This window comes from Cloacibacterium caeni (assembly GCF_907163125.1).
Classification (GTDB): Bacteria; Bacteroidota; Bacteroidia; order Flavobacteriales; family Weeksellaceae; genus Cloacibacterium; species Cloacibacterium caeni_B.
The window spans coordinates 121,803-143,139 of record NZ_OU015319.1 but is presented as its reverse complement, the minus strand read 5'-3'; the positions used below and the strand labels follow the sequence as shown (position 1 = coordinate 143,139).

Annotated in this window: 15 protein-coding genes; 11 read left to right on the top strand and 4 right to left on the bottom strand. The window is 33.2% G+C overall.

Translation table 11 applies throughout. From position 1 onward, the window contains the following. Positions 1-50: 50 nt before the first annotated feature. The 3 genes from ppk1 to KKQ79_RS00645 all read left to right on the top strand — a co-directional run bounded on the left by ppk1 (position 51) and on the right by KKQ79_RS00645 (position 5,138). On the top strand, positions 51-2,120 hold the full coding sequence (gene ppk1, locus KKQ79_RS00655; protein WP_213188530.1) for a polyphosphate kinase 1: 2,070 nt from the start codon (positions 51-53) through the stop codon (positions 2,118-2,120). A gap of 146 nt (positions 2,121-2,266) precedes the next feature. Further along, the gene (locus tag KKQ79_RS00650) at positions 2,267-2,950 is read left to right on the top strand and encodes a phosphatase PAP2 family protein (protein ID WP_213188529.1); all 684 of its coding nucleotides are present in this window, start codon (positions 2,267-2,269) and stop codon (positions 2,948-2,950) included. 49 nt (positions 2,951-2,999) lie between these two features. Then, on the top strand, positions 3,000-5,138 hold the full coding sequence (locus KKQ79_RS00645) for a S9 family peptidase (RefSeq protein ID WP_213188528.1): 2,139 nt from the start codon (positions 3,000-3,002) through the stop codon (positions 5,136-5,138). Between the two features lie 164 nt (positions 5,139-5,302). On the opposite strand, the gene KKQ79_RS00640 is transcribed toward KKQ79_RS00645, so the two are convergent. Both KKQ79_RS00640 and KKQ79_RS00635 read right to left on the bottom strand, forming a co-directional pair. After that, positions 5,303-6,847, bottom strand: a complete 1,545-nt coding sequence (locus KKQ79_RS00640; protein ID WP_213188527.1) for a serine hydrolase — start codon at positions 6,845-6,847, stop codon at positions 5,303-5,305. Positions 6,848-6,976: 129 nt separating this feature from the next. Next, a complete protein-coding gene (locus KKQ79_RS00635; protein WP_213188526.1) occupies positions 6,977-7,735 on the bottom strand; it encodes a superoxide dismutase in 759 nt (252 codons plus the stop codon). A 231-nt stretch (positions 7,736-7,966) separates the two neighbouring features. On the opposite strand from KKQ79_RS00635, the gene pyrF reads away from it, so the two are divergent. The 4 genes from pyrF (at position 7,967) to KKQ79_RS00615 (ending at position 13,868) form a co-directional block, all read left to right on the top strand. Next, positions 7,967-9,325, top strand: a complete 1,359-nt coding sequence (pyrF, locus tag KKQ79_RS00630) for an orotidine-5'-phosphate decarboxylase (RefSeq protein ID WP_213188525.1) — start codon at positions 7,967-7,969, stop codon at positions 9,323-9,325. Then, complete coding sequence (gene trhA / locus KKQ79_RS00625) at positions 9,326-9,970, top strand: PAQR family membrane homeostasis protein TrhA (protein WP_213188524.1); 645 nt, start codon at positions 9,326-9,328, stop codon at positions 9,968-9,970. A 9-nt stretch (positions 9,971-9,979) separates the two neighbouring features. Continuing rightward, complete coding sequence (locus tag KKQ79_RS00620; protein ID WP_213188523.1) at positions 9,980-10,891, top strand: AEC family transporter; 912 nt, start codon at positions 9,980-9,982, stop codon at positions 10,889-10,891. Between the two features lie 178 nt (positions 10,892-11,069). Then, positions 11,070-13,868, top strand: a complete 2,799-nt coding sequence (locus KKQ79_RS00615; RefSeq protein WP_213188522.1) for an aminopeptidase — start codon at positions 11,070-11,072, stop codon at positions 13,866-13,868. 55 nt (positions 13,869-13,923) lie between these two features. Here KKQ79_RS00615 and KKQ79_RS00610 read toward each other — a convergent pair whose 3' ends face one another. After that, a complete protein-coding gene (locus tag KKQ79_RS00610; RefSeq protein ID WP_213188521.1) occupies positions 13,924-14,730 on the bottom strand; it encodes a T9SS type A sorting domain-containing protein in 807 nt (268 codons plus the stop codon). Between the two features lie 180 nt (positions 14,731-14,910). Between KKQ79_RS00610 and KKQ79_RS00605 the strand changes: the two genes are divergently transcribed. The 4 genes from KKQ79_RS00605 to KKQ79_RS00590 all read left to right on the top strand — a co-directional run bounded on the left by KKQ79_RS00605 (position 14,911) and on the right by KKQ79_RS00590 (position 20,730). Continuing rightward, on the top strand, positions 14,911-18,111 hold the full coding sequence (locus KKQ79_RS00605; RefSeq protein ID WP_213190649.1) for a hypothetical protein: 3,201 nt from the start codon (positions 14,911-14,913) through the stop codon (positions 18,109-18,111). Positions 18,112-18,245: 134 nt separating this feature from the next. Then, positions 18,246-18,602, top strand: a complete 357-nt coding sequence (locus KKQ79_RS00600; protein ID WP_213188520.1) for a four helix bundle protein — start codon at positions 18,246-18,248, stop codon at positions 18,600-18,602. Positions 18,603-18,821: 219 nt separating this feature from the next. Beyond that, entirely contained in the window at positions 18,822-19,814 is a 993-nt protein-coding gene (gene dusB / locus KKQ79_RS00595; protein ID WP_213188519.1) for a tRNA dihydrouridine synthase DusB, read from the top strand. A 151-nt stretch (positions 19,815-19,965) separates the two neighbouring features. Next, entirely contained in the window at positions 19,966-20,730 is a 765-nt protein-coding gene (locus tag KKQ79_RS00590; protein WP_213188518.1) for an exodeoxyribonuclease III, read from the top strand. A gap of 45 nt (positions 20,731-20,775) precedes the next feature. Here the strand turns inward: KKQ79_RS00590 and KKQ79_RS00585 are convergent, their stop codons facing one another. After that, on the bottom strand, positions 20,776-21,150 hold the full coding sequence (locus tag KKQ79_RS00585; protein ID WP_104792269.1) for a septal ring lytic transglycosylase RlpA family protein: 375 nt from the start codon (positions 21,148-21,150) through the stop codon (positions 20,776-20,778). Positions 21,151-21,337 lie beyond the last annotated feature (187 nt).

Genomic DNA, 21,337 nt, shown 5'->3' with positions numbered 1-21,337 from the left:
TTCTCTATTCCCATGTTTATCATTATATTTGGATAAAACTTTTTACAGATATGCCACAATTCAATCCTAGAGACATTACCTGGTTAGGTTTTAATGCAAGAGTTTTGCAAGAAGCGATGGACGAAACCGTTCCATTACACCTGAGAATTAGATTTTTAGGAATTTTCTCTAATAATTTAGATGAATTTTTCCGAGTGCGAGTTGCAGGACTAAAACGAGCTCTAGAGCTGAAAGATAAACTTGCAGTAGAAACGTTTTTTGACAAGCCTCAAAGAATTCTGGACAAAATCAATAAAATTGTCATCAAACAACAAGAAGATTTTGAAAAAACTTGGGACAAAATCCAAGAAGAAATGGCAGAGCAAAAAGTTTTCATTAAAACACCCAAAAAACTCACCGAAAAACAGAAGGAATTTGTAAAAAAATATTTTGATGAAGAAGTAGAAAGCAACGTCATTCCTATTCTGCTTCACGACCATGTTCAACTGCCCTATTTGCGAGAAAAAAGCCTTTATCTAGGCATTGCAATGCGCAGAAAAGATTGGAAATTCGAAACTAAATTTGCCATTATAGAAGTTCCAGCGAAAGCGAATGGAAGATTTGTCATTTTGCCCACCGAAAATCCTGAGGAAACTGACATAATGCTTCTAGAAGACGTCATCGCTTTCAATTTACCGCACATTTTCTCCTATTTCGGGTATGATGATTTCAAAGCAAATTCTTTTAAGGTGACCAAAGATGCAGAATTTGACCTTGATAATGACATCAGAACCAGCTTTGTAGAAAAAATTGAAAAAGGCATCAAATCCAGAAGAAAAGGAAAACCTACCCGTTTTGTTTTTGACAAAGACATGGACAAATCTTTGGTGGAATTTCTCATCAAAAAACTCAATCTTACCAAAAGAGACAGCATTATTCCGGGTCAAAAAATTCATAATTTCAGACATTTTATGGATTTTCCAGATGTTTTTAAAAATTATGAAAAACCAATAGAAAGAAGTTCTTTTACGCATCCAGAATTCGACCACGAAGGCAGAATTACAGATGTTATCGTAAAAAAAGATGTGCTTCTTACCTTTCCTTATCACACTTTTACACCTGTTATTGACTTGTTGAGAGAAGCTGCAATGGATCCTGATGTAAAATCTATTCAAATCACGGCTTATAGATTAGCCAGCAATTCCAAAATTGTAAATGCATTGATTAATGCCGTGAGAAACGGAAAAGAAGTCACCGTAATGCTAGAATTGCGCGCCAGATTTGATGAAGAAAACAACCTAGAATGGAAAGAAAGACTAGAAGAAGAAGGTGTAAAAGTTTTAGTAGGATTGCCCAATAAAAAAGTACACGCAAAACTCTGTGTCATCAAAAAAAGAGTGAATAACAAGACCATTCAATACGGATTTGTAAGCACTGGAAACCTCAACGAAAAAACAGCCAAAATTTATGTAGACCATTTGCTCATGACTTCTAACAGAGCAATTATGGCAGACATTAATAAAGTTTTCAATGTGTTCAGAAAACCAAAAATAGACCCCGTTTTAGCATTGAAATCTTGCAATCATTTGTTAGTTTGTCCACATTTTATGCGAGAAAAAATTGTTTGGCATATTGATAAAGAAATTGAAGAAGCAAAAGCAGGCAGAAAAGCCGAAATGATAATAAAAGTAAACTCACTTTCTGATAAAGGTTTGATTAAAAAACTTTATGAAGCAGCGGAAGCTGGTGTGGAAATTAAAATGATTGTTCGCGGAATTTTCTGTGCTGTAGAACAGAAAACGTTCAAGAAAAAAATTCACGCCATCAGTATTGTAGACGAATATTTGGAACATTCTAGGGTGATGTATTTTTACAATAAAGGCAGTGAAGATGTCTATCTTTCTTCTGCGGATTGGATGACGCGAAACCTAGATTACAGAATAGAAGCTGCCGTAAAAGTGAATCAAAAAAATCTCAAAAAAGAACTAAAAGATTTATTAGAACTTCAATTGAAAGGCAACGTAAAAGCCAGATTTCTAGATGAAGATTTGACCAATAAATATGTCAAAAACAACAAAAAACCATTCCGCAGTCAAATAGAAACGTATAAATTTTTGGAAAAGAAGAAGATAGAAGTATGATGTATGAAGTATGAAGTATAATGTCTGAAAATATTAAACCATTTTTTAGGATTTTTGTCCCATAAATAATTATAAGTTCCGTAGGAACGATACGTTTGTAGAAAATTATAAAGTATGTAAAAAAGTTCCGTAGGAACGACAGAAAAATGAAACAAGTTATTTTCCTTTTCATATTAGCCACAAATCTTCTTTTTTCGCAAAAGAAAGACAGTTTAGTTTTTTCAGAACAACCAAAATTCACTTCAAAGCAACTCATTATTCCAGCTACTTTAATGACAGCAGGAACAATCGTTTTAACTACAGAAAATAGAGATTTCAGCGTTACAGAAAACAAAAATTTCTTGGCTTTTGGAGGTTATCCCGAAGATTACCTTCAATTTGCGCCTCATGTTTCACTTTACGCTTTTGAATGGGCAGGAATGAAACCCAAAACCGACTTCTGGAACAGAACTGCTATTTTGACAAAATCTGAAATTATAGTTTTTGGGAGCACTTATCTTTTGAAAAAAGCCATTAAAAAACCTCGTCCAGACGGAAGCAATAAATTTGGTTTTCCGAGTGGACATACTGCGAATGTTTTTGCTGGCGCCACAATGCTTTCTATGGAATATGGCGAAAATTACCGTTGGGTTCCGTATGTTGCATATTCTGTAGCAACTGGAGTGGGCGTTTTGAGGATTACTCACGACAAACATTATTGGAGTGATGTGATTTTCGGAGCGGGATTAGGAATTTTATCCACCAAAATCGCGTATTGGACGCATCAATATCAATGGAACAAAAAATCAGAAAAAGATAATCTCACGATTTTATACAAAGAACATTTATAATTTTTCTTAATTTATAAATCATATTTTTACAATAAATTCTTCAACATCTATGAACTTTAAAAAAATATTAGGAACATTGGTTTTGGCTTCGGTTTGTGGTTTTTCGCAAACGCAGCAATTTACCATGAACGACGCTGTTTTAGGACTTAGAACCAATCTTGCCGTGAAAAACATCAGAGATTTTTCTTTCAGCAATGATGGCAAATCTTATCTTCAAATGGTTAAAAATGCTTATCTCATCACAGATATTGCGACCAACAAGTCAGATACTTTGGTTTCTTTGTATCAAGTAAATCAAAATTTGAGTGCTGACCAAAAACTGAAAGCCTTTTCTCCACTGAAATTTTTGAACAATTCTAAAGCTTATTTCTCCCAAAAAGGAAAATATTTTTGGCTTCAAAAAACGGGAAATTCTTGGCAAAAAACAGAATTCGCATCTATTCCTGAAGAGGCAGAAAACGCTCAACTTCTCCCTGATAATCAAACGATTATTTACACCATTAAAAATAATTTATTTGTAAATATTAATGGAAAGACTTTGAAAATCACAGATGACCAAAACGAAAATATCATCAACGGACAATCGGTTCACCGAAATGAATTCGGAATCGATGGAGGTATTTTTGCAGCGCCAAATTTTCAAAAAATTGCATTTTACAGAATGGATCAAAGCATGGTTACTGACTACCCAATCATCGATTGGAGCGTAACTCCTGCAGAAAACCATAATATCAAATATCCTATGGCTGGAAATAAATCTCACGAAGTTTCCATCGGAATTTTTGATGTAAAAACTCAAACCAAAAAATTCTTAAACATCGAAGGCGACAAAGAGCAATATTTAACCAGCGTAACTTGGAGCCCTGATTCTAAATCTATTTTCGTTGCGGTTCTTAATAGAGCTCAAAACCACATGAAACTGAATCAATATGATGCCGAAACAGGAAATTTAGTTAAAACACTCTTCGAAGAAAAAGATGAAAAATATGTAGAACCACAGCATCCATTGACCTTTTTACCTGGTTCTAATAAAGATTTTATTTGGCAAAGTCAAAGAACGGGTTATAATCATTTGTTTTGGTACAACACCGACAAAGGTTTGGTAAAACAAATTACAAAAGGAGATTGGTTGGTGAACGAAATTTTAGGTTTTAACGAAAAGAAAAAAGAAATTTATTTCTCTTCCACTAAAGAAACGCCACTTGAAAAACATTTGTACAAAGTAAATTGGCAAACGACTAAAATCACCAGATTAGACAAAGACGCTGGAATTCACAACGGAATTTTGAGCAAAGACGGAACACATTTATATGATGTTTTTGCCAATGCTTCTACTCCAAGAATTGCCAATATTATCAATACGCAATCGCTTCAAACCAAAAATATTTTAACGGCAGAAAACCCACTGAAAAACTTCCAAAGACCTGAAATTCAGAATATCACACTGAAAGCAGACGACGGAACGCCACTCTATGGAAAACTGATTTTGCCGACTGATTTTGATAAAACTAAAAAATATCCTGTAATTGTATATTTGTACAATGGACCTCATTTACAGTTAGTTACCAATAACTTCCCAGCTTCTGGAAATCTTTGGTACGAATATATGGCACAACATGGCTACATTGTCTTCACGATGGACGGAAGAGGTTCTTCTAACCGAGGAATACAGTTTGAGCAGGCAGTTTTCAGAAATTTAGGTGAAACTGAAATGAAAGACCAATTACAAGGAGTAGAATATTTAAAATCTTTGCCTTTTGTAAATGCTGAAAAAATGGGAATTCACGGTTGGAGTTTCGGTGGATTTATGACCACAAGTTTTATGCTGAAATATCCTGAAGTTTTCAAAGCGGGAGTTGCAGGTGGACCTGTAATCGACTGGAATATGTACGAAATTATGTACACAGAACGTTACATGGATACGCCAAAAGAAAATCCTGAAGGTTACGCAAAAGCTAATCTTTTAGACAAAGTTCAAAACTTGAAAGGAAAATTACTCATGATTCATGGTGCGCAAGATGATGTAGTGGTTTGGCAACATTCTGTAAAATTCCTGAAATCTGCAGTTGACAAAGGTGTTCAGTTAGATTATTTCGTTTATCCTGGGCATCCTCACAATGTTTCAGGCAAAGACAGAGTACATTTAATGCAAAAGGTTACGGATTATTTTGACTTGTATTTGAAATAGTTTTTACCGCAAATCGAAGATTCGACGAAGTCAAAAGAAACAAAAGAAAAGTTTAAAAATAAGCAATTCAAATGCAAAAAAAAAGAGCAAAAAGTCTTTTACTTTTTGCTCTTTTGTATTTCTTAAACACAAAGAAAATCTTTTGTGCCTTTTGTGGTTTAAAACTAATCTACTTTTTTCAAATCCAAATCTCCAAAATCAAAAGAGAAATCCGTAACATCTGAAATCGGTTTCATTTTGGCAGAAACTGCTTTTCCGTTTTCGTCAAAAATAAGCGTGAAGAATGCATCTGCGTCATAACTTCTATCATCCCATTTGATTACGAAAGTATCTTTAGAATAAGGCAAAACTTCGCCTTTTAATCGTTCTGAAGATTTACAAATAATTCTAAAACCTTTCTTTTCTTTAGAAATTACCACATCACCAAACCAAGCATCTCTATAAGTTCCTACAAATTGTTCAGGTGCCAGTTTTGCACTTTTGCCTTTTTGGTAAGCCGCAACTTTTGCATACGTTTCGGCTTTTTCTTTGTCATATTGAGCATTACCTTTTGCATATCTTTCTGCGTAGGTTTTCAACCAATTTCTGTCTTCAATTCCTAAATACACATCTTTCACCGTATTGGTAATCGTGTTAAAAGCCACCCCTTGTTGTTGATTCGTGAGCACTACAATTCCTAAATTCAAATCAGGAATTAAGGTAAATTGCGTAACTGTACCGATTAAACCACCTGTATGCTGAATCTGACGGTGACCTTTTACATCAGAAATAAACCAACCTAGACCGTAACCGTAAAATTTAGTATCATAAGGATTTTTAGCAGCCATAGGAATCGGTTGTTGAATTTGCCAAAGAAGATTCGCGTTTTTCTCAGAAACCAAACGTACTCCATCTTTGGTTACAAAACCGTTCATTAAGAAATTTGCCCAAGTCGTCATGTCTGTAATGTTACTCAAAATTCCACCAGCTGCATTGGCCGTTTCGTTCCAATCGTGAGGAACTGCAACTGCTTTTCCATTAACTGGAGCATGAGCGTCAATTTTATTTTCTATAGATTTTGCACGGTTATAAGAACCGAAACTTGCTGTCATTCCTACCGGTTTCATAATTCTTTCTTCGATAAATTCAGCCCATGTTTTTCCAGAAATTTTATGAATAACTTCTCCTGCTACAATAAACATCACATTGTTATAATCCATTGTACTTCTGAAAGAATGCGCAGGTTTCAAATAACGAACATTGTGCAATAATTGCTCTGTAGTCATGGTTCCACCTTCTGGAAAAAACATTAAATCTCCTTGTCCAAGACCTAAACCAGCTCTATGCGTCACCAAATCTTTGATGGTAAGTTCTTGCGTCACATAATCGTCATACATTTTGAAATCTGGTAAAAATTTGGTCACTTTATCGTCCCAATTCAGTTTTCCTTCGTCTGCTAAAATCGCTAAAGCGGTGCAAGTAAAACCTTTAGAATTAGAAGCAATTCCCACCAAAGTTTCTGGCGTCATCGGTAAATTATTGTTAAGAGAACGCACTCCGAAGCCTTTAGAATAAATGACTTTTCCGTCTTTTAACACGCCAACAGACATTCCGGGAACATCAAAAGTTTTAATGGTATTTTGGATGAGTTCGTCTAGTTTCTGCTCTGAAATTTGGCTAAAAAAGAATAATGAGCAAAGAATAAAGAACAAAGAAAATGATTTTTTCATGCTGATTTTTTTGAATTTCTGTAAAGGTAAATAATTCTAAAAAAAAATCTCGCTGATTTAGCAAATTAAGCAGATAAAAATCAGCCAAATCAGTTAAATCAGCGAGAAAAATAAACTTTTTTTTAAATTTTATTTCATTGCTTTTTCGTAGTAATCAGAAGCCACATTCCAATCGATTACATTAAAGAAAGCTTCTATATAATCTGCTCTTTTATTTTGATATTTTAAATAATAAGCGTGTTCCCAAACGTCCATTGCCAAAACTGGAGTTCCAGAAATAGACATTCCCGGCATTAAAGGATTATCCTGATTTGCGGTACTTCCTACTTTCAACTTTCCTGAAGCATCTGTAACCAACCAAGCCCAACCAGAACCAAATTGTTTCGCTCCTGCGTCAGAAAACTGCTTTTTGAAATTTTCAAAACTTCCAAAATCTCTATTGATAGCATCAGCTAATTTTCCGCTTGGTTTTCCAATAGAATTTGGTGTCATTAATTCAAAATACAAATTGTGATTGTAATAACCTCCTGCATTATTTCTTAACGCAGCATTGCTGGTGTCAAGCGTTTTCAAAACTTCTTCTATCGTCATATTTGCTTGTGGTTTTCCTTCCACCGCTTTATTTAAGTTGTTCAAATAACCTACATAATGCTTAGAAAAGTGAATGTACATGGTCTTCGCATCTACATATTTTGAAAAAGCATCATAATTATGTTTCAGTGTTTTTATTTTGAAAGCACCTTCATTTGCAGTAACATCAGAAGGTTTACCATAATCTGTAGATTCTACATTGACTACAGGTTGCGCTGTATTTCCCACTACCGCTACACAAGAAGTAACCGCAGAAAAAGCGATGGCTACAAAAGCCCATTGAACTAATTTTTTCATATAAATATTGTTTTATTTTAAAAAATTGAATTTCCCAAAAATAGCAAAAAACTCCCGAAAATAGGTCAATTTTTCATTAACAAAATCTATAATTTGGTTTGATATATTTATTTTAAAGTTAAGCACTTTCCCATTCTACAATTCTCCCACTCTAGAACTCATACTTTGTACTTTTAACTTTACTCTTCGTACTTATAAAAATCTTACCTTTGTAAAAAGTAAAAAAGTAAAATGGAAAGTAAAAAAGAATTCTTCTTAGAATGTTATAAACTTGGGATTATAAAATTCGGCAGATTTACATTGAAATCCGGCATCGAAAGCCCGTTTTATGTAGATTTAAGACCTCTCGCTTCTGAGCCAAAAATCTTAAAACATTTGGCCAATTATCTTTTAGAAATGCTTCCTTTAGATAATTTTGATGTGATTTGCGGTGTTCCTTACGCTGCATTACCTATGGCAACTGCCATGTCTCTAGAAAGCTATATTCCATTGATTATCAAGAGAAAAGAAGCTAAAGAATACGGAACCAAAAAACTCATTGAAGGCATTTATAAATCTGGACAAAACTGTCTACTAGTAGAAGATGTAATTACTTCTGGAAAATCTTTGGTAGAAACCATCGCCGAAGTAGAAAATGAAGGGTTAAAAGTTTCTGATATTGTAGTGGTTCTAGACCGTGAACAAGGCGGAAAGCAACTTTTGCAAGAAAAAGGTTATCATGTTCATACGCTTTTCAGCATTTCTGAAGTGGTAGAAATTTTAAAAGAAGTAGACCATCTTACTGAAGAAGAAGTTTTAAGAATTAATGAATTTATCGCAGGAAACAAAATTGAATTCAAAGAAGAAAAAAGACTTTCTTACGAACAAAAATTAGAAAATTGCGAACATTCTGTTGGCAAAAAAATCTTAGAAATTGCTATTTCTAAACAATCTAACCTTATCGCTTCTGCAGATGTGACCACTACCAAAGAGTTGCTAGAATTTGCAGAACAAGTAGGGCCACATATTGTCGCTCTAAAAACGCATATTGACATTATTTCTGATTTTGATAGTGACAAGACCATTCTTCCGCTAAAAGATTTAGCAACCAAGCATAATTTCCTTTTGATGGAAGACCGAAAATTTGGCGATATCGGGAATACTCAGGAATTGCAGTACAGAGGCGGAATGTATAAAATTTCGCATTGGGCAGATTTGGTTACTTCTCACGTGATTGCAGGCTATCAAAGCATTGATTGTTTCATGAATTCTGGGGTAATTGCCATTCTTTCTATGTCTTCAAAAGGTGCGCTTACTGACCAAAATTACAGAACAGAAGCTTTAAAAATAGTAGAAACACATCCAAATATTATCGGCTGTGTAGCTCAAAATAAAGTTCCTGCAAATGTTTTACTTTTTACGCCAGGTGTAAACATCAGTTCCAAAGGAGACGATAAAGGTCAACAGTACAATACACCAGAACATGTTTTCAAAAATTTACATACAGATTTCGTAATTGTAGGTCGCGGAATTTATAAAGCCGAAAATGTAGAAAAATCTGCAAAACTCTACAAGTTAGAATCTTGGAACGCCTACCTAAAATCGCTCTAAATGGAGAAAAAAACGAACATACAATTCTATTCGCCTACCGAAGAAAAATTAAACATTTGGTCTCATGCTTTCGGGATTTTTTTGAGCATCATCGCTTTGGTTCTATTAATCATTAAGGCGGTTCAGCAAGACAACATCTGGATGATGATAAGTTTCCCAATTTTTGGGGTGAGTCTAATTTTATTATACCTCGCTTCTACACTTTATCATGCTTCAAAGGAACCTCAAAAGAGATTTAAGCTCAAAGTTTTCGACCATGCTGCTATTTATGTTCTTATCGCAGGAAGTTACACGCCTTTTACATTGGTCAGTTTAAACGGAGAAACGGGTTGGCTTATTTTTTCGATGGTTTGGGTGATGGCTTTTACAGGAATTATTCTCAAATTATTTTTCACGGGAAGATTTAAAGTTATTTCCACAACAATGTACGTTTTGATGGGTTGGTTGATCGTTTTTTATTTCCAAGATCTTACTGCTCATTTACATGAAAAAGGAGTATTTTACCTAATTCTTGGCGGAGTTTTATATACGATTGGTGCTATTTTATACAGCATTAAGAAAATAAAATTCAATCATGCTATTTTCCATTTTTTTGTTTTAGCAGGGAGTTTCTGTCACTTTTTATCGATTTATTTATACGTCTAGCTAAAGAAATTGAGCAACCTAATTTTACTTTTTGTCTGCCTAATCATAGGAATTGTTTTAAAAAAATCTAAAATAATTCCCGATAATTTTCACACCTCATTGAATGCTTTTGTGATTAACATTTCGCTTTCTGCATTTTCACTGTATTATATTTCAAAAATAGAACTCAACAGTTCGGTGATTTATCCCGTTTTAGTGGTTTGGATAGGAATTTTTGCGGCGATTTTATTTTTTGCAGGATTAGGAAAAATTTTCGGTTGGAAATCTTCTTTAATTGGCGCTTTAATTATGTGTGCAGGTTTCGGAAATACTTCTTTTGTAGGCATTCCTTTAATTCAAGCAATGTATGGAGAAGAAGGTTTAAAAACCGTGATGTTGGTAGACCAACCTGGATTTGTTGCTCTTTCTACGGTAGGAATTTTAGTCGCCAATTTTTATTCTGGAAGCAAAGATTCTCTACTCAAACATCTTTCTAAAATTTTAAAATTTCCTCCATTTATTGCATTTGTAATTGCTTTGTTGTTGAATATTTTCTCCATAGAAATTCCAAAAGATTTTGACGAAGTTTTAATGAAATTGGGCGCAACTACCGTTCCACTCGCTTTGGTTTCTGTAGGAAGTCAAATGCAATGGAAAAAAATTGAGAAAAAAGAAGGATTTCACCTTTTCATCGGTTTACTTTTCAAACTAGTTCTTTTGCCACTCATTATTTTGGTGATTTACAAATATATTTTCCATCAAAATGGAGACGTAATAGACATTTGTATTTTAGAAGCCGCGATGGCACCTATGATTACAGCGGCGATTATTGCTTCGGCTCATGATTTAGAACCTAAATTTTGCAACTTGATGGTTGCCGTAGGAATTCCTCTATCTATCCTTACTGTGGGAATTTGGCATCTACTATTGCCTTTTTTATAATTTAAAAAGATAAAAACTTCCGATTTATTTCGAAGAAAATATTCATCCGAGAAAGGAATTATCATTCTCAAAATCCATTGTCAATAAAATTCAAAAATTGTTGATAAAATGTAATATTTTTTCGGATTTATGTAAGTAATTTTAATAGTTTCTCTCTATATTTGATTTTCTAAAATCAATGAAGAAGAAGACCATCATTTTACTGTGTTTACTGCTTAATCTTTTTGCTTTCTCGCAAAAAGATTCCATCATTATTGACGCAAAAATTTCAGCAGGAACGCTTTCTGTAAGAGAAAAAATCTATTATCAAAACAAATCTGAGAGTGAACTAACACATCTTAAACTTCAAAATTTCACGGCTGCTTATAAAAGCAGAAATACACCTTTAGTCAGAAGAAAATTAGAAGACCGAAAAAAGGATTTATATTACGCAAAATCCAATGAAAGAGGCAGATTGGTTTATCTGATGATAGACCAAAAACCGTATGAAGGTGTTTTAGATGATGAAAATCTTTTTATAAAACTCCCAAAACCTTTAGCTCCCAATGCTTTTACTGAACTTTCGCTGGAATATTCTGTAATTTTGCCGAGTGCTCAGTTTACAGGTTATGGAATTGGGAAAAATAATACTTTGCTCAAATATTTTTTCTTGGTTCCAGACAGTTTTGACCGAGATAATTTCCTTGAAAAATATTACAAAGATTTAGAAGAAAACGTAAATGTAAATACTTTTTACCGAGTAAAATTTGAAAATTCCGCTCAAAATATCAGCAGTAATTTAACTGAAGTTGCTCCCAATATTTTTGAAGGAAAACTCAATAAAGATGTAGAATTTCTGATTGCTGACCAAAAAAATTATCAGCTAGAAACCATCGTAGACGGACAAAAACATTTGGTAGAATTGGGCTATACTGTCACAGAGCAAGAAAAGGAATTGATAGCGTTTTACATTCCGCTTCATCTTCATTTCATCAAAGAAAAAACGGGATTTTTGCCAGAAAAAATCTTCATCAGCGAAAAATTTAAGTCCAAAAATGATTTCTTCGGAAATGATGACATTAAATTTTGGAAATTTAAGTTCCAAATGTTTACCGATGCCGAAAAAATAGATATGGATTATTTTAGCATTGTTTCTCAGCAAGTTGCAGAGCAATTATTTGTTTCTGATAAAGAAAAAAATCACTGGATTACCAATGGACTTAAAACATATTTAGAAATTCAGTATTTGAAAAAAAATTATCCAGACCATAAAATTCTCGGCGCGCTTTCAGATTACAAAATACTGGGAATAAAACCCTTAAAACTATCATTTGCTTCTCGATTGAAGTTGATTGAAAGATACGGTCTCGCTTATCAATACATTACGGCGCAAAACCTTGACCAAAAAATAGACGAAAAATTTTCGGATTTAAGTAATTTTAATGAAATGGCGATTAGTCAGTTCGAAACAGGAAGTCTTTTTACCTTGATTGCCGAAAAAATGGGAACTTCTTATTTTGACAATTTCTTAAAAGGTTATATCTCCAAAAATCACACTTCAGAATTAGACAAAAGAGATTTTCTAGACCAACTCACGGTAGCTTCTGGTTACTCTTCTGAATTTTTAGAAAAATACGTCAAAAGAAAACAAAGAATTAATTTTAAACTCGATGATTTCGAGAGAAAAGACAACGTCATCAACATTAATGTTTCTAAAAATACAACGCAGAATATTCCTTTTAAATTAGAAACTTTCCATGAAGATGGCAGCAAAAAAACTTTTTGGTATGACACGAATTATCAGGACAGTTCTTGTGGTTATGTGATTCCAGATAATGAAGCGGTAAAAATTGTCATTAATGATTTATATGCTTTCCCAGAAAATAATTTTAGAGACAATTATCTTTACACCAAAGGAATTAAAGACAATGCCAAAAAATTAAGATTTAAACTCATTCCAGACAATCCAAATGCAGAAATTAACGAAGTTTATCTTAGTCCGGGAATCGGTTGGAATAATTATGACAAATTTTTATTGGGAATCCGATTTAAAAATAAATCACTGATTGACAAGAGGTTTCAATATCTTATTTCGCCGTTTTTCAGTACAGGAAGTAAAGATATTAATGGTTCTCTTAATGCAGTCTATAAAATTCAGCCTGCGGAAAGTTTCTTCCGAACGCTTACTTTAGAATTTTCTACGGCTAAGTTCAATTATGATTTTGGTTTGTCTTATAAAAAAATGAGTTTTGCCAGTCAAATGTCTTTTAACAAAAACCCAAGGAGTCAGATTTCTAGAAGCTTATCTGCTTCTTACAATTTCTTCGAAAGAGATTTAAGCCCCAAAATGATTGCAGAAAACGATTATGCTAAATACAATATTTGGAATCTTGGTTTCGTGTATTCAGACAATAATGTGATTAGAGAAAAGTATGTTTTCGGGAATTTCCAATACATGGAAGATTACGCAAAACTTACTGCAGAAAGCTACTACAGACTAGAATATGCCAAAAATAAAAAACTGAGCTTACGATTGTATGGCGGTTATTTTTTAAGAAATCATACCAGAAATAATAATTTCGATATAGGGATTTCTAAAGTTTCCAACTACGCTTTCTCTTATAATCTATTAGCTCAAAGTGCAATAAGCGGAATCCTTTCTCAACAGTTTATCATGGCTGAAGGAGGTTTTAAATCTTATATTAACGGAACCGTAGACCAATGGTTAATTACGCATAATGTAGAAGCCAACGTTTGGAAGATGATAGACGTTTACGCAGATTTTGGAGTATATAAGAACCGTGCGCATTCTCCTAAATTTATTTGGGACAGTGGCATTAAATTTAAGGTCATTCCAGATTTTATAGAAGTTTATTTCCCTATGCAATCAAGCCTTGGTTTCGAACCGAAGTTCAAAGATTACGGCAATAGAATACGATTTACCTTTAACTTAAATATAGGCGCTCTGATTGGATATTTCAGACGAGGCTGGTATTAAATAAAAAAAGGTTGCTCAATTGAGCAACCTTTATCATTATTATTTCTAAGAATTATTATTCTTTAACAATTTTCTGAGAAACAGATTGACCATTTACTTCACCTGTTACTACGTAAATTCCTTTTGGTAAAGAAGAAACATTAAGAGAAGTATTCTTTTCAACAGAAGCAGATTTTACTAAAGATCCACTTACGTTATAGATTTTTACATTAGCTTTTTCTCCAAAACTAATTTCATTATTTACTTTAGTATTTCTAACTAGAGTTGTTTTAGACTTATTTGTATCAATAACCGCTAAAGATGCATCAGATTGAATATCATCAACATATAAAGCATTAGTAGAACCTTTCTGAATTTTAAGACTGAATACTTTATTGTTAACAATATCTACACCTGCTAAATCTAATTTAATTGTAATCCAATTTGCTGCATTAATACTACCTTTATAATCGTTGGTAGAACCACTATTCGTAAGAGTAACATCACTTGTAGTTCCAGCTGGCACGTTATAAGTAACACCAGTTTTACCACTACCGACTTCACCTAAATTAAAAGAAACACCACCTGAAGTTCCTTTCACTTTTATAGTAATATATTTAGCACCTGCGATATTAAAATCTGCGCCTGATGTAAAAACATAAGCATTACTTGTTCCTGTATTGTTTCCTAAAAGTAAAGCTCCGCTACCACCTACACCACCAGTTGGGCTTGAAGTAGCAATTGCGTTAACTGAATATCCCGAAGCTGTAACACCGTTTGTAAAGTCAGTCCAATTATTGAAATCAGAACCTTTGAATAAATTGGTTTGTGCAGACACAGAAACTGCAAGAGCTACTGATACAATAGTAAAGATTTTTTTCATAATATTTTATTTTTAAATTAATAATTCAAAATTACATTTTTTTTAATAATAAACTGTAAATCATTATTAATTATGTATTAATTTTTTCTCCACAATAATCCTTATTTTTTTTAGTTACTTTTACACAGCGGTTTTAGAAAGATTTCGGTGACCAAAAAATTACTTTTTTTACTCATTTTAATGAGTGCTTTTTGGGCAAAAGCACAGATTTTCACATGGAAAAACCCTAATTTACCTGCTCAAGATTCACTAAAAACAGACTCTATTGTTTCAAAAAAACTTAATAGTGAGTTTTTTAAAAAAGATACCGCCCATTTTGTCTGGAAAGAAAAGAAAATTCTCTACGATGAATCAGTTCTCGTCAAGAAGAATTCTCGTTCACAAATTTTAGGCGATTTAAATGCTAAAGGTTCCATCATTAGAGGAATTACTTTCGGTAATAACCAAGGGCAATCTGTGCAATCTTCTATGGATATGCAAATTGCTGGGAAACTCAGCAAAGATGTTTCTATTCTCGCCAGCATTTCAGACCATAATCTGCCGATTCAAGCGGATGGTTATACGCAGACTTTGCAAGAATTTGATAAAATTTACCTTCAACTCAATATTAAAGACAAAAGCATTTTAAAAGCAGGACATCTCGATTTGCAAGACGATCAAACCTACTTTGGAAAGTATCAACGCAGAAGCATGGGAATTGGTTTTCAGACGAATTTTGGGAAAGACCACAAAACTTTTCTGGATTTTTCAGCAGGAGTTGCCAGAAGTGAATTTCACAGAATTCGTTTTCAAGGTGTAGAAGGAAATCAAGGGCCGTATCGTTTAAATGGAAAAAACGGAGAAAATTTCATCACCATTTTGAGCGGTTCTGAACAAGTTTTTATTGATGGAATTTTGATGAAACGTGGCGAAAATCAAGATTACACCATTAATTACAACACGGGAGAAATCACGTTCACAAGTTTCAGACCCATTTTTAAACAGAATTTCATCACCATTTCCTACAATTACACTAACCGAAACTACAACCGTTTCATCGTCACTTCATCTGTGAAACATCAAACAGAGAAACTAAAACTTTCCTTTGATGCTTTTCTCGAAAATGACAATAAAAAAGCGCCACTTTCCTTGAATTTATCTAAAGAAGACGAGCAAATTCTTGCCAATGCAGGAAACAATCAAGACTTAATGTTGGCTCCTTCTGCTGTGGTTACAGAATACGATGTGAACAAAATTTTGTACAAATTGGTGCAAAATCCACAAGGAAATTATTACGAATTTTCTACTGACAAAACTGAAACTTTATACAATGTTTCTTTCACTTATTTTGGCTCAGGAAAAGGAGATTACAAACTGAAACAATCTACCAATAACGGAAGAGTTTTTGAATTTGTAGGCGCTGGAAACGGCAATTATTCTGCACTTAGAAAGTTGCCTTCTCCGCAGAAATCGCAGGTTTTTTCTACAAGTGCGGAATATAATTTTAACAAAGGAAAAATTGGCGGAGATTTTTCATTAAGCCATTATGACATCAATCTATTTTCTTCTAAAAACAACGACCAAAATACAGGTTTTGCAGGAAGAATTTTCGGCAATAAAATCTTTACCAAAAACAATTGGAACGGAACAGTTGGCGCAGAATTCCAGAGAATTTCTTCGCAGTTTCATATTTTAGACCGAATTAATGATGTGGAATTTTCGAGAGATTTTAATTTAACTCAAGAATTTAACCAAATTACTCAAAATAGATTGATTTTCAGTTTTTTAAACAGCTGGAAAAACAGCAATTTTATCAATTACAAACTGAATTACCTCAACGAAAAACAAAGCTATAACGGCATAAAAAACGATTTAGATTTTAAATTTTTAAAGAAAAACACAGAAACCCGAGGAAATGTTTCTTACTTAAATACCACATCAGATTTTCAAGACACCCAATTTGCAAGAGGAAATTTTTCCACTGAAATTTTGGGCAAAAAGGGAAGTTGGAGCTTCGGCGGAAGCTTCGAGCATAATCTTAAGAATTTTAACCAAACCAAAACACTTGATGTGACGAGTTTTTCTTGGAAAGAAGTTTTTTTTCAAAAGAGAATTGGCGACAGTTTACGCACCAAATTATTGGCAAAATCTTATTTCAGAACCAATGATTCTGTGCGAGATAATTCTTTGAAAAAAATGAATAACATTCTCGGATTGATGCTCGAAAGTCAGTTGATTAGAACTGAAAAAACGCAACTTTCCACACTCGTTCATTACCGAAAATTTTTCTACGAAAATGAATTAAAAACGCAATTTAATTCAGATTTTGTGATTGGAAATATTCAATACAATCAACAATTTTTCAAAAACGGAATGCGTTTGCAAGCGTTTTATGAACTCGGAAACGGACAAGAAGCGCAGCGAGAATTCCAGTATCTGAAAGTAACAGACGGGCAAGGAATTTACAAATGGACGGATTATAATGGCGACGGAATTCAGCAATTAGATGAATTCGAAATTGCAGAATATGTAGATTTGGCGCAGTATATCAGAGTTTATACCAACACAGTGAAATACATTCCTTCGAACAAAAATAAGTTACAACTTTCCCTTTTTGTGAATCCTTCTATCGTTTTCAACTCCGAAAATCAGTTTTTGAAACGTTGGAATTTCAATATTTCGCTGAACGCTCAAAATTCGTTTTATAAAGAAGGCCGAGTTTTAGAATTTAATCCATTTAAAACCGAAAATAATCAAATCTTAAAAAATCAGAATTTGCTATTTTCTGTACTTTTCAATCCCACCGAAAAGTCTGGTTGGAACGGAAATTATCGTTTCATCGACAATCAAAATTTGGTGAATGCCAACTTCAGCATCGAAAAGAAAAATACGCAAACTCATTTGGTCAATTTTGGATATTGGTTTAATAAAAATCTCCGTGCAGATTGGGAAAATCAGTTGCAAAATTATCAATCTTCATCACAATTATTTTCTACGAGAGATTACATTTTGAACATCTACGAAACGAAGCCAAAATTAATTTACAAACTTTCGGAAAGTATGCAAACCGAAGTTTCTACCGCCTACAAAATAAAAGACCGAAAAGATGGCGACGAATATCTAAAAACCTTCGATGCAACAGGAACCGTGCAATGGGAAAATAAAAAAACGTCTATTAGAGGAAATTTCAGTTTTATCAACAACAATTTTACGGGAAATGCTTTCAGTATTGTAGGAAATCAAATGCTCGATGGTTTAAAAGCTGGCAAAAATCAAGTTTGGAGTGTAATTCTTCAACAAGCATTAAACTCTTTCCTTCAACTCAACGTGAATTACGAAGGTAGAAATTCTGGCGAAAGAACAATTCATATTGGAAGTGTACAAGTGAGAGCGAGTTTTTGATTTGTGAAATTGCAAAGTTGTGAAATTGTAAAATCGTAAAAATGTGAAACTGCTAAACTGTAAAATCGTGAAACTGTTTAATCTTGGGTTATGAAGTTCTGAAAAATCAAATAATAATTATAAAAACTATAACTATGTACACATTTTATTTTGAGAAATTAGAAGTATGGCAAAATGCAAGGAAATTGGTCAAAGAAATTTATAAAGTTACCAAAAACTTTCCTGATGAAGAAAGATTTGGAATTACAAATCAAATTAGACGAGCTTGTACAAGTATCACTGCTAATATTGCAGAAGGAGTTTCAAGAAATACCAATAAAGATAAATCTAAATTTATTAATATTGCATATAGCACTAGTATTGAAGTCATTAATTTTCTAATTCTTTCTTGGGATTTAGATTTTATTTCAGAAGAAAAATATATTGAATTAAGAGAAAAAACTGAATTAATTACCAATCAATTAAACTCATTTTATAAGTCTTTAGAATAACAGTGAATTTATTAAATCTTAAAACTGTTAAATGGTTTATTTGTTGAAAAGCAAAAATCAGCTCATAAAGTTGCATATTGTAAAAAAATTATCGGATTTTTTTTATTTGATTAATAACAATTTCACGATTTTACAATTTCACAGTTTAACAACTTAACAGTTTCACGATTTTACAGTTTTACAACTTTACGATTTTACAAAAAAAACTACCTTTGCAAAATGGTAAAAATAGGCAACATAGAACTTCCTGATTTTCCGTTTTTATTGGCACCTATGGAAGACGTGAGCGATCCTCCTTTCCGTAGATTGTGCAAATTACACGGCGCAGACTTAATGTATTCAGAATTTATTTCTTCTGAAGGCTTGATTCGTGATGCGATGAAATCTAGGAAAAAACTCGATATTTTTGATTACGAAAGACCTGTAGGAATTCAGATTTTTGGTGGAGACGAAGAAGCGATGTCGCTTTCTGCCAAAATTGTAGAAACGGTAAATCCTGATATTGTGGACATCAACTTCGGTTGCCCTGTGAAAAAAGTGGTTGCAAAAGGAGCTGGAGCTGGAGTTTTGAAAGATGTAGATTTAATGGTTCGCTTAACGAAGGCGGTGGTAAATTCTACACATCTTCCCGTTACGGTGAAAACGAGATTAGGTTGGGATGTTGATACAATTAATATTGAAGAAGTAGCATTGAGATTGCAAGATGCAGGAATTAAAGCGTTGACGATTCACGCCAGAACCAGAAGTCAAATGTACAAAGGAGAAGCGGATTGGGAATATATTTCTAAAATTAAACAAAATCCTAATATTGAAATTCCGATTTTTGGTAATGGCGACATTGATTCTCCCGAAAAAGCTTTAGAATACAAGCAAAAATATGCTTGTGATGGAATGATGATTGGTAGAGCTGCCATTGGTTATCCTTGGATTTTTAATGAAATCAAACATTTTTTTGAAACGGGAGAAAAATTGCCAGAACCTACTATTTTTGACCGACTTCTTGCCGTGAAACAACACGCAGAATGGAGCGCAGAATGGAAAGGCGAAAGATTGGGCTTGATTGAAATGAGACAACATTACAGCAATTATTTCCGTGGAATTTCTCATTTTAAAGAATTCAAAACCAAATTTTTACAAGTTTTAAGTTTGGAAGAGTTTTATCAATTACTGGAAGAAACGGAAGAATTTTATAAAAATAGAATCGAAATCTAGTAAAATTTTAAAACCACAAAAGGCACAAAAGAATATATTGAAAATAAGTTTTTCAAAAGTAAAAAAAGAGAGAACAATTACTTTTTGCCCCTTTTGAAATTCTTTAAAACCTCATCTTTTCTTTTGTCTCTTTTGTGGTTAAATAAAAAATATGAAAATCATCTCTTACAACGTTAACGGAATTAGAGCTGCTTTTACCAAAGATTTTATCGGTTGGTTGCAAGTGGCAAATCCTGATATTATCTGTATTCAAGAATCAAAAGCTGGAAACGACCAAATAGACATCGAAAGTCTGGAAAAAGTTGGTTACAAAAGTTATTGGCATTCTGCAGTGAGAAAAGGTTATTCTGGAGTTGGAATTGCCAGCAAAATAGAACCAAAACACGTAGAATACGGTTGCGGAATTGAGCATTACGATAACGAAGGCAGAATTATAAGAGCAGATTTCGAGGATTTTTCGGTGCTTTCTGTGTATGTTCCGAGTGCTTCTAATATTGAACGATTAGACTTTAAACTTCAGTTTGCCGAAGATTTTCTAGAATACATTAAAAACTTACAGAAAGAAATACCAAATTTGGTGATTTGTGGAGATTTCAATATCTGTCATGAAGAAATAGACATTCACAATCCAAAAGGTTTAAAAAACACTTCAGGATTTTTGCCTGTGGAAAGAGAATGGATGACAAAATTCCTAAAAGAATGTAATTTGATTGATAGTTTCCGCTATTTGCATCCTGATAAGCAAGAATTCTCATGGTGGAGTTACAGACAAAATTCTAGAGCGAAAAACTTAGGTTGGAGATTAGACTACCATTTCATCACAAAATCCCTTGAAAACCAATTGGAAAGAGCTTTGATTTTAAAAGAAGCGGTACACAGTGACCATTGTCCAGTATATATTGAACTAAAAGATTAAAAATAGATCTTTTTATAAACAAAAAAACCACCTTTTCAGGTGGTTTTAATCGTTATCGACAATTTCATATTCTATAGGAATAGTTCCAGAACCATGATCACCAATTTCATTAAAAGCGGCTTTAGTCATATCAAAAGCTCTACTTCTGTGAAATGGACCTCTGTCATTAATTCTAACTACAACAGATTTTCCTGTTCTTAAGTTAGTAATTTTTACTTGCGTTCCAAATGGTAATCTCATATTCGCAGCAGTTAGTTTTGAATTATCAAAAACTTCACCGCTTGCGGTTTTTCTACCGTTAAATTTATCGTGGTAGAACGATGCAAAACTTGTTTTAGCATCATTGGTATTATATTTGAATGAATATAAACCAAGAGTTGAAATCATCATTATGATTACGAGAATTGCTCTTTTCATCATTTTGAATATTTTTTGTGGGTTTTACAGGCGCAAAGTTATCATGAACCTCTTTTAGCACACAACCAAGTTGTTAAATTTTCTTAATTTTATGTTAAAAATTTGTTAAACAACTCTCTCAACTACCTATTCATGGTAAACGAGAGGAAATGTTAAAAAATGTTAAAAAATATGTTAAAATTGTTAACAT

Bases quoted from the DNA above. Each gene is read 5' to 3' on its own strand.
- ppk1 (WP_213188530.1), top strand. From the start codon at position 51: ATGCCACAATTCAATCCTAGAGACATTACCTGGTTAGGTTTTAATGCA.
- KKQ79_RS00650 (WP_213188529.1), top strand. From the start codon at position 2,267: ATGAAACAAGTTATTTTCCTTTTCATATTAGCCACAAATCTTCTTTTT.
- KKQ79_RS00645 (WP_213188528.1), top strand. From the start codon at position 3,000: ATGAACTTTAAAAAAATATTAGGAACATTGGTTTTGGCTTCGGTTTGT.
- KKQ79_RS00640 (WP_213188527.1), bottom strand. From the start codon at position 6,847: ATGAAAAAATCATTTTCTTTGTTCTTTATTCTTTGCTCATTATTCTTT.
- KKQ79_RS00635 (WP_213188526.1), bottom strand. From the start codon at position 7,735: ATGAAAAAATTAGTTCAATGGGCTTTTGTAGCCATCGCTTTTTCTGCG.
- pyrF (WP_213188525.1), top strand. From the start codon at position 7,967: ATGGAAAGTAAAAAAGAATTCTTCTTAGAATGTTATAAACTTGGGATT.
- trhA (WP_213188524.1), top strand. From the start codon at position 9,326: ATGGAGAAAAAAACGAACATACAATTCTATTCGCCTACCGAAGAAAAA.
- KKQ79_RS00615 (WP_213188522.1), top strand. From the start codon at position 11,070: ATGAAGAAGAAGACCATCATTTTACTGTGTTTACTGCTTAATCTTTTT.
- KKQ79_RS00610 (WP_213188521.1), bottom strand. From the start codon at position 14,730: ATGAAAAAAATCTTTACTATTGTATCAGTAGCTCTTGCAGTTTCTGTG.
- KKQ79_RS00605 (WP_213190649.1), top strand. From the start codon at position 14,911: ATGAGTGCTTTTTGGGCAAAAGCACAGATTTTCACATGGAAAAACCCT.
- KKQ79_RS00600 (WP_213188520.1), top strand. From the start codon at position 18,246: ATGTACACATTTTATTTTGAGAAATTAGAAGTATGGCAAAATGCAAGG.
- dusB (WP_213188519.1), top strand. From the start codon at position 18,822: ATGGTAAAAATAGGCAACATAGAACTTCCTGATTTTCCGTTTTTATTG.
- KKQ79_RS00590 (WP_213188518.1), top strand. From the start codon at position 19,966: ATGAAAATCATCTCTTACAACGTTAACGGAATTAGAGCTGCTTTTACC.
- KKQ79_RS00585 (WP_104792269.1), bottom strand. From the start codon at position 21,150: ATGATGAAAAGAGCAATTCTCGTAATCATAATGATGATTTCAACTCTT.